Source organism: Clostridium sp. (assembly GCF_051656525.1).
Lineage (GTDB): Bacteria > Bacillota > Clostridia > Clostridiales > Clostridiaceae > Clostridium.
Genome location: NZ_JBOGCC010000139.1, coordinates 1 through 9,771, shown reverse-complemented (window position 1 = coordinate 9,771; position 9,771 = coordinate 1). Strand labels below are relative to the sequence as shown.

8 protein-coding genes are annotated in these 9,771 nt (G+C 23.4%); 4 read left to right on the top strand and 4 right to left on the bottom strand.

Going from position 1 to position 9,771, the window contains the following annotated elements; all coding sequences use genetic code 11:
- The first annotated feature begins 515 nt into the window (after positions 1-515).
- A complete protein-coding gene (locus ACRDDY_RS07105; protein WP_298064626.1) occupies positions 516-2,153 on the top strand; it encodes an ATP-dependent nuclease in 1,638 nt (545 codons plus the stop codon).
- Positions 2,140-3,222 (top strand): UvrD-helicase domain-containing protein, encoded by a 1,083-nt coding sequence (locus ACRDDY_RS07100; RefSeq protein ID WP_438564262.1) that lies wholly within the window; start codon positions 2,140-2,142, stop codon positions 3,220-3,222. The genes ACRDDY_RS07105 and ACRDDY_RS07100 overlap by 14 nt, the downstream gene beginning before the upstream one ends.
- Before the next feature lie 778 nt (positions 3,223-4,000).
- On the opposite strand, the gene ACRDDY_RS07095 is transcribed toward ACRDDY_RS07100, so the two are convergent.
- The gene (locus ACRDDY_RS07095) at positions 4,001-4,441 is read right to left on the bottom strand and encodes a hypothetical protein (RefSeq protein ID WP_438564261.1); all 441 of its coding nucleotides are present in this window, start codon (positions 4,439-4,441) and stop codon (positions 4,001-4,003) included.
- A 776-nt stretch (positions 4,442-5,217) separates the two neighbouring features.
- Here ACRDDY_RS07095 and ACRDDY_RS07090 point away from each other — a divergent pair.
- Entirely contained in the window at positions 5,218-6,063 is an 846-nt protein-coding gene (locus tag ACRDDY_RS07090) for a hypothetical protein (protein WP_298064623.1), read from the top strand.
- A 644-nt stretch (positions 6,064-6,707) separates the two neighbouring features.
- Entirely contained in the window at positions 6,708-8,279 is a 1,572-nt protein-coding gene (locus ACRDDY_RS07085) for a reverse transcriptase domain-containing protein (protein ID WP_438509851.1), read from the top strand.
- A 97-nt stretch (positions 8,280-8,376) separates the two neighbouring features.
- On the opposite strand, the gene ACRDDY_RS07080 is transcribed toward ACRDDY_RS07085, so the two are convergent.
- The 3 genes from ACRDDY_RS07080 to ACRDDY_RS07070 all read right to left on the bottom strand — a co-directional run bounded on the left by ACRDDY_RS07080 (position 8,377) and on the right by ACRDDY_RS07070 (position 9,503).
- The gene (locus ACRDDY_RS07080; protein ID WP_438564263.1) at positions 8,377-8,796 is read right to left on the bottom strand and encodes a site-specific integrase; all 420 of its coding nucleotides are present in this window, start codon (positions 8,794-8,796) and stop codon (positions 8,377-8,379) included.
- Positions 8,797-9,054: 258 nt separating this feature from the next.
- The gene (locus tag ACRDDY_RS07075; protein ID WP_298065826.1) at positions 9,055-9,366 is read right to left on the bottom strand and encodes an Arm DNA-binding domain-containing protein; all 312 of its coding nucleotides are present in this window, start codon (positions 9,364-9,366) and stop codon (positions 9,055-9,057) included.
- A gap of 2 nt (positions 9,367-9,368) precedes the next feature.
- Positions 9,369-9,503: a hypothetical protein gene (locus ACRDDY_RS07070; RefSeq protein WP_298065828.1), complete on the bottom strand. Its 135-nt coding sequence runs from the start codon at positions 9,501-9,503 to the stop codon at positions 9,369-9,371.
- Positions 9,504-9,771: the final 268 nt, after the last annotated feature.

The window sequence follows — 9,771 nt, the reverse complement described above, 5'->3', positions numbered from 1 at the left end:
TACTTACTTCTCTTCTATAAAAAGGAAGTATCTTTTTTCCAAAATGATCAAAAACTTTAGGAATTTCGCTATTAGAAAGATTTTCAGAAATAGTTTTAATTTTTTTTAACATAATTTATTATTCCCTCCCCCGGTAAGTGTTATAAATATTTTAGCATAAAAAAAAGGGTTTTTCTATAATTTAGGAAGAAAAATAGTTGTTTTTTGATACAAATTTCAAAACGTATCTTAAAAATGTACACAATTTGAATTGCGTTTTGAGAAATTGAGTATATAAATTTGAAATAAATTAAATATGAGATATAAAATAAAGATAAAAACTAGCCTGAAAGTAATGTTTGGAGATGTTAAATTAATAGAAGAATTTTTTGTAAATAAAAAATGAGATAAATTTAAACTTTTTAATATTGCAATTTCATTTTTAATAAAGTATATTTAGACTATTAGAAATAGAACTAAAAATAGCTATATTAAGATATATATAGTAATAACATAATCTTAAGGGGGAAAGTAGAATGTATATAGAAAAACTTAATTTAATTAATTATAAATGTTTTGAAGGAAAATACACAATTGAGTTTAAAGAAGGAATTAATATCTTGGTAGGAAATAATGGTGAAGGTAAAAGTACGATTTTAGAGGGGATAAATTTAGCGCTTTCAGGATTGTTAAATGGTAAATATTTAAAGAATGAAATAAGTCAATATTTGTTTAATAAAAATATTGTAAAAAAATATATTACTGATTTGAAAGCTGGTGGAAAACAAGAAATATTACCTTCGATAGAAATAGAACTGTTTATTAATTCAAAATCACCTGAAAAGCTTAAGGAATTAGCAATTTTAAAAGGAAATAATAATAGTGATAGATCCGATAAGTATGGAATTAAACTAGAGATTAAATTTGATGATAGTTATCTTAAAGAATATGAAATTCTTATTAAAGATAAGGAAATAATAACTCTACCAATAGAGTATTATCAGATGAAATGGTCATCTTTTGGAAGAGATTCATTAACTTCGAGAATAATTCCATTAAAATCTATATTAATAGATTCATCATTAACAAAATGTCAAAATGGATCCGATTTATATATATCAAAAATAATAAAAAATTATTTAGATGAAGATAAAAAAGTTGGTATATCTCAAGCATTTAGACAAGTTAAAGAAGAATTTATGAGAAGTGAATATATATCAAAAATAAATGATGATTTGAAAGAAAAAATAGATAGAAAAAAATTAGAAATATCAGTAGATTTATCTACTCAAAACTCATGGGAAAATACATTGATAACTATTTTGGATGAAATTCCATTTCATCAAATAGGAAGAGGAGATCAATGTATAATAAAGTCTAAATTAGCTCTTCAGCATAAAAAAACATCTCAAGCTCAAATCTTATTGATAGAAGAACCTGAAAATCATTTATCGCATACAAAGCTTAATGAACTAATGAAAATAATTGAAGAAGAATCAAAAGGAAAACAGGTTATATTGTCAACACATAGTCCATTTGTAGCAAATAAATTGGGTTTGAATAATCTGATTTTACTAAAAAATAGAAAGAATATGAGATTAACAGAACTAAATAAAGAGACATATAAGTTTTTTAAAAAATTACCTGGATATAATACTTTAAGATTAATTTTATCTCAAAAAAGTATTTTAGTTGAAGGAGATTCAGATGAACTTATATTTCAAAAATATTTTATGATAAAAAATAGAGAGAAACTCCCAATAAATAAAGGAATAGATGTAATATCTTGTGGATTAGCCTTTAAAAGATTTCTTGAGATAGCGATTTTATTAAATGAAAAAGTTGGGGTTATAACGGATAATGATGGAAATTATTCCAAAAACATAGAAGAAAAATATAAAGATTATACTAAAAATGAAAATATAAAAGTTTTTGCAGACAAAGATGGAGACTTAAATACTTTAGAACCACAATTTGTGAATGTCAATGATATTAAAAAATTAAGTGATATTGTAAGAGAGAGGAAAAAAAAGGTAGAGACAAAAGCAGGATTGATTGACTTTATGATAAAAAACAAAAGTGAATGGGCTTTAAGAGTATTTGAAAGTAATCAAATATTAGAATATCCAGAATACATAAAAAAAGCTGTGGAGTGGTGTAATGATGAAGAGTAAACTAATTATATCAGGTGCTGGAGTGGGAAAAACGACATATCTAGTGAAAAAGGCTCTTGAATTAGAAAGCAAGAAAATTGCAATAATAACCTATACAGAAGCAAATGAATTGGAAATAAGAAAAAAATTTTTTGAACTAAATGGATTAATACCAGCTAATATTAGAATAGAAACTTGGTTTTCATTTTTTATAAAACATGGGATAAAACCATATAAAGGAGAGTTGTTTGAAGAACTTTTTGAAAAAGATATAAATGGAATGATTTTTAGTGAAGGAATTTCTAATTATATTAAAACTGCAAATAAAATAGTATCAAAAAAATCTATAGAACTTAGTTATTATTTTAATAAAGAATTCAAAATATATTCGGATAAAATTTCAAATTTTATCTGTGAGTGTAATAGGAAATCGAAAGGGAAAGTGATTAATCGATTAGCAGAGATTTTTGATTATATATTTTTAGATGAAGTACAAGATTTAGCAGGGTATGATTTAGAAATTCTTCAGTTATTAGTAAAGTCTAAAATAAAAATATTAATGGTAGGAGACCCAAGACAAACAACCTATTCAACACACAAAGAAAAGAAAAATAAAAAGTATAATAATGGTAAAGTTAAAGAATATTTTAATGACAAATTAAAAAAAGAAGAAGTGGAAATCGATGAAAAAAGTTTAGTATTAACTCATCGAAATAACTTTAAAATTTGTGAGCTGGCAAATAAATTATATCCAAATTTTAAACCAACGGAACCATGCTATTGTTGTCATAATGAATTACCTGAAAATTGTGGAATACATTATATAAGTAGTGTAGAAGTACAAGATTATTTAAAGAAATATAATCCAGTACAAATAAAATGGAATAATAGAGTAAAAATTGATGAAAAGTATTGTTCGATTAATTTTGGAAATTCAAAAGGATTAAGTTTTGATAGAGTTCTTATATATCCAACAAAAGATATGAAAGAATGGTTTAGCAATAATAATACAAACTTAAAAGAAGAAACTAGAGCGAAATTATATGTAGGAATAACAAGGGCAAGATATAGTGTGGGAATAATAATGTAATTTTTAAATAATAGTAGAAATAATAATAGTTAGAGGTTTTGTAGAATATATTGATAAAGAAAAAACTAAAAAAATATTTATTGGTTAATAAAATAATTAGATAGAGATAAACTACTTAAAAGAAGATATTGTTATATTATGAGTTGTAATTTTGAAGACTTTAATAGGGTATGATATAGAAAATCTATAGGTGAACGAAATGGAAATTTATAAAAGATAAATAAAGTACGATTATGTTAATTAATGAGTAAAAAATAAAAAGTAGAATTTAAATTTCTACTTTTTATTTTTTAGAATTTGGGAAGCACATTATTGGATAAAATTAATAATTATTTAAAATGTATTTAATTGGATTTTTTTTAGAGTTCTCAAATCTTTTAAAACTTTATAAATTTGATTAGATAAAATAATGTTATTTTCTAATTGATTATTGTATTGTTCGTTAGAAATAATTGTATTTATTGTTGTTATTATTTGTTCAAGTTCTAATTTTGAAAAATGACTAATAAAAAAACTTTTATTTTCAACAATATAATTTAACTCTTTTTTAAATAATCTTTTAATAATATTTGCAGAGTAGAAGGTTTATTTTTTATTGTATAAAATTGTAAGTTATGTAATGGAATTTCTTTTGTTTTTATTCTACATTGATAATCTATGTTATTTATTATTTTATAAGAACTTTTAAGTGTATAAGATAAATTCTGATAAATAATAAAATTATTTTTATAGTTTATTAATTGTTGTATAATAACAAAAACAACAGATGCTAAAATACTCAAGAAAGTCCTTCTAAAACAAAATTGAAAAGGAGTTTTTTCATAAAAGATAAAAAAGCAAGGTTAGAGGTATAACTTTTTATTAAATAGTCGATTGCAAAATATAAATATAAAATACAAAATAAAGATCTCAAAGAAAAAGAAAAATATTCTTCTGTTCCATTACTTTCCTCAATATAGAAAAGTTTCAAATTAAGAAAATATTTATAAATAACATCTAAAATAAAAATTAATTCTAAAATGATTAGTAAAGTACAGTAAATATCTTTAAAAGTAGTGTTTAAAAAACAAAATCCCAAAAATAAAACTAAGAAAATATCTCTAAATAATAATTTTATCGAATGTATTTTTTTTCTAGGGTTATTAGAAAAAGAAATTTTAAAAAATGTAAACAAAGTATAATTCATAAAAAGAGAATAAAAAAATGATTTAAAAAACATATAAACTCCTTAAAAATATATTAGATTGTATTTTAGTCTAGTATGAAAGAAAACACCCTGGGATTATCCAAAGTGTTTTCTAATTAAGTTCATTTAAAGTTTGAAGACTTTAACTAATATAAAATTACTCCCACTCAACTTTAAAAAAAAGTTTATTTTTAAATATATTGATTTTATTAGGTTTTTAAGGGGGCGAAAATTTAAAAATAAGTATTTTTTACTGTTTTTTTTAATAAAATGGGTGCATTTTGGGTGCAGTTAAAAATATTTATTAGATATTGTAAAAGCAAAATACTTTACAAAATTGAAAATAAGGCACAGGTGTGACAACCGTATATCACGGTATTAAAAATGATTTGTAAGGGCTAAAAAAGGCAAATAAAAGAGTTTTAAAAATAAAAAACTAGATTTTTAAAAAAATATATGTTATCATAATTCTACAAATAAATAAAAAAAGTATCTTAGTTGGCGCTAAGACACTTTTACAAGGATATTTCCTTACATGAGTAATAATGCGGACAGCGATCTTACTCTCTTTTTTCATGCAAATTTTATGTAATAATTATTACATAAAAAGCAGAAAAAGTAAAGATAAAAATTTACTTTTTAGTTGATTTTTGCTTAAAAGTATAAAAAATAAGGGGATATTCTAGATTATTTGAAAATTAATCTAGGAGGTATTTGAATTCAAATAAAAAACTAAAATGTTGACAACATGGTACTATTTAAATAGTTTTTTATCTTATTTTGTATGCTTAGAAAAAGCAGGAGTATTAATGAAATTATATATATTAAGATATGAAATTTTAGATTTTGAATCAAAAGTAAATTTGAAATTAGAAGAAAAAATAAAAAAAGCGTTGGCATCAACTTATAAATTGTTTGATCAAAAGGTTTATGATGAGGATGGAAAAACAATAAAGTATGAATTTGCAGGTGGATCACATAAAGAAGATAATCTTTCTAGATATAAGCTTCGAAAAGGTGGAGAAGCAAATATATCAAAAGTAGAAATGGATACTGGAAATATGTTGAAGAAAAAAATTCCAAATGATGACTTAGCAAGATTTGTGATTTATTTTAGGGAGAATTTAATATTTTTCCAATATTTTGGACATTTTGGTGTAGAACAATTTAAAGAAACCTTAGAAAAAATGATCTATGATGCATTAGATGAAGAAAATATAGAAAGAAATTATATTTTTAATATAAATACATTGAACTGCCAACCTATTGAATGGAAGTTAGAAAGTTTAGAAAAACATTTAAAAGATCTAAAAATAATAAAAAAATTGAATTTAAATGTTAAAATTTATGAGAAAAAAGGTGAAAAATTAAAGTTGCTAAGAACAGAAGGATATAATATTTCTGATAAAATTGGAGTTACTTTAACAGATTCATTAACAAGTAATATATTAAATATAAAAAAACACTATTTAGAAATCAGTAAAGAAAACGATATCTATTTCTCTTGTGAAGATACAGAAGGACATCCTTTTACAATAAATATAGATAAAAGACATCTTAATTTTGAAATAAAAGATATACCAGATGATAGAGATGATATATTTTTAGAAAAAGTAAAAAAAGCGTATGATGAGTATTTAAATCTATATTGTTAAAAAATTAAAAAAGATTCCTATTTTGGGGATCTTTTTTGTCTAAATATTGACAAATAGGAGTAATAAGAGTATTATCAAATCATGAGTTCTCTGTCGAGAGTAGTTTACTCTCTTTAAGAACGGAGTTGCAAACGCTCTGCACTAAGAAAAATCTTAGCTCCAGTTCCTGCAAATCAACGATTTAATTGGTGATTTAATGGAATTGACAAGGAGTGATAATATGATACAACGAATATTTATAATCTGTAAGATTATCTATAAGCTATATCAAATGTTCAGCTCCTGAAGAAAGATGGTAGGAAACTATCATCTTCTTAAGATTTTTATCATATATCGAGTTATAAAATAAGATATGTGAGGGGTGGTAAATTATAAGATTTGAGACATCATTACCAGTAACCACCAACTGGAGGTCTTGAATCTAATTTTTTTACTTTGTGTAGAGAAATGTCTTAAAACTATAAGCTCAAGCTCCTTGTCAACCATTAAATCACCAATTAAATCGTTGATTAAAGGAACATTTGTTATATACCTATTATATCATATTATCAGCTTTGGTATTCGTTATATAACGGAATAAATTTACTACAAAAGTAGGGAGGTGGAGAATCTATTCGTAAAGAAAATTACGAATAGATTTTTTTATGAATTTAGATGAAAAAATATTTAAAAGTTTAAATAAAGAAAACTTAATGAAGATATATTTAGATTATAAAGAAACAAAAACAGACTACTTGAAAATGATTGAAGAAGATAAAAGAATCATGGGGGAAGATGGAATTGCTCCAGAAGTTTATGATAAGTTAATTATAAAAACTGAGTTATTGGATAATCTAATTAAAAGAATTATAAAAAGACAATATCTATTTAAACCTTTTAGAGAAATAGAAATTCCTAAAGATAAATCTTTAACTAAAAAAAAAGCTATAAAATTGAAGAAAATAAGAATATTATCAATTGCAAATATAAAAGATGTTTTAATTCAAAAAGTTGTTTATGAATCAATAAAGGAATATAGCGAAAAAAAATTTAAAGAAATAGAAAATTTAAGTTATGCTTATCGAGAAGGAAAGTCAGCACCATGTGCAATAAGAAAAGTTGAAGAATATGTGAATGATGGGTATACTCAAATTCTAAATCTAGATTTATGTAAATTTTTTGATAAAATTGATCATAAAATTCTATTAAAAAAAATAAAAAAATTTTATGGTGAAAAAAATGAAATTCTTTTGTATATTTTAAAGAAATTTATAAAGTCTTATAAAATAGAAAGTTCAACTATTAATAAAATAAAAAAAATTTCTAAAGTGAAAAATATTAGAAATAAAAAAATAAGATATATGAAGAAAGTAAAACATGTAAATGAGATATTTCACCATTTTAAAGTAAAAAGAACTCCTAGAAAAGAAGGAATTCCACAGGGAGGAATATTATCAGGGTTACTAGCTAATATTTATTTATATGAATTTGATTTATGGATAAAGAATACTTTGTCTACTAATATGGATATAAAATATATAAGATATGCCGATGATTTTTTGATTCTTTTTAAAGATAAAAATCAAATGAATGAAGCATTTGATAAAGTAAAAGATGAGATGAAAAAAATAAATTTATATATTCATGAAATTGGAGAAAAAAGTAAAAAAATAAATTTAAATAAAGAATGTGTTGAATATTTAGGGTTTGAAATTAAATTAGTAAAAACTAAAGCAAAAATAAGAGTAAAAGAGAAAAATTTAAAAGCATTTAAAAATAGAATATCAGATATATTAATGAAGTTAGAAAATAATAGTTATCCCGCAAAGTTTGTTTTAGAATTAATTATAAAAAAAATAAATTTTAAAATTTGTGGGAATAGAGCAAAAGAGGGAGAAAATTGTCCGAGATGTGGAAAAATGAATTCATACAGAAGTTGGATAGGGTATTTTGGAAATATAACAGATGAGAATCAGTTAAAAGATTTAGATAGATGGATTTTTAAAAAAATATCAATTTTTATGTATAGAAAGTATAAAATGAAGTTAAATAGAAAAGATATATATTTTGATAAAAATGTAATCTTTGAAGAAAATAAAACTAAATTAAAAAGCTTAATCTGGGAATACTACTACTATAGAAGAAATTTAAGAAAAAAAAGAGAAGTTTGTAGTTGCTCTCCAAAAGAAAAAAAAGAATATCAATATAAGGAAGAGGAAAAAATTCCTTTTTATTAAAAAAGATCTCTGAAGAGATCTTTTATTTTCAACTAGATTTTTTTTAACAACTCCATCATTTCTTTATTACTATTAGGAAATAGATGAGAGTAAGTATTTAAGGTTGTTTCAACCTTTTCATGTCCCAATCTTCTTGCAATAGTAGAGGATTAACACCCAAATGAATAAGTAAGGATGCATGTGAATGTCTAAGATCATGTATCCTTATTTTTTTTACTTCAGCAATTTTTGAATATTTTTTCATAGTATGTTCAAAAATATATTTAGTATGAGGAATCAATCTTGTACTAGGTTTGGGTTTATAAAGTGTCTTGAGATAATCCTTTAGTACAGTAATTAACTGAGAAGGCATTTCAATGATTTTTTTACTCTTAGGAGTCTTAGGTTCAGTAATAACATCTTCTTTATTTAACCTCTGATAAGACTTATTAATATTTAAAGTTTCATTTTCAAAATCAATATCTTTTATTTCAAGAGCTAGGAGCTCTCCAACTCTAAGACCACACCAGAACAATATATTAAAACCAGTATAAATAGCTATATGCTCTTTAGTAGCTTCAGAGAATTTTTGAAACTCTTCATAAGTTCAGATGTTCATTTCATCAGCGTGTTTCTTTCCAATACTTCCAGCTTTATGACAAGGATTTTCCAATAAGGAATGGAACTTGATAGCATAGTTAAATATAGCTGTAAGCTGATTATTTATAGTTTTTAAGTATGTTTGACTATAAGGCTTACTCGTAGTAGGATTAATAGCTGATAAAAGATTATTTTGTCATTTTCTAACTAAAATAGGGGTGATCTCATTTAGTTTTATATCTTTAAAAAATGGTAAAATCTTTGTTTCGATAAGATATGTTTTATTTTGTATTAGTCTATGACGTTGGTCATCCATATAAAATTCATATAAACTTTTAAAAGTCATAGTAACTTCAAATTTATATTTAGAAAGAAACTCTCTTTCATATTCAAGAGCCTCTCTTTTAGTTTTAAAACCTCTTTTAAAGGTTCTCATTTTATTTCCTTGATAATCTACATAATAGAAACGAGACACCCAAGTCCCGTTCTTATCCTTAGTTGCAGGCATAATTAATATCCTTTCTCTATTCCAAATCTCTCTAACAAATAAAGTTTATTAACTCTACCTCTAATTATTTGATAAGCTTTACTATTTCCAACAATGCAAAGTTTAGCAACTTCTTCAACCGTTATCATAATAGACATAGCAATCCTCCTAATTGTAATTTATAAATTTAAAATTGTATTTAATAACTACCTATCCAATTAATTTAATATTATTTTTATTATCAAAATCTAAGCTTCTATCAGTTAAAGATTTTATCAATTCTTTATTATATTTTTCAAATAGATCAATCTCTTTTTTAACCTGAGTTATTTGGAACTAAAGTAAATTTGATTTTATAAAAAAAATTAGGTATATAAGTTATTGATATTTAAAATAAAAGGAGGAGAAGTTAATATGACATGTGAA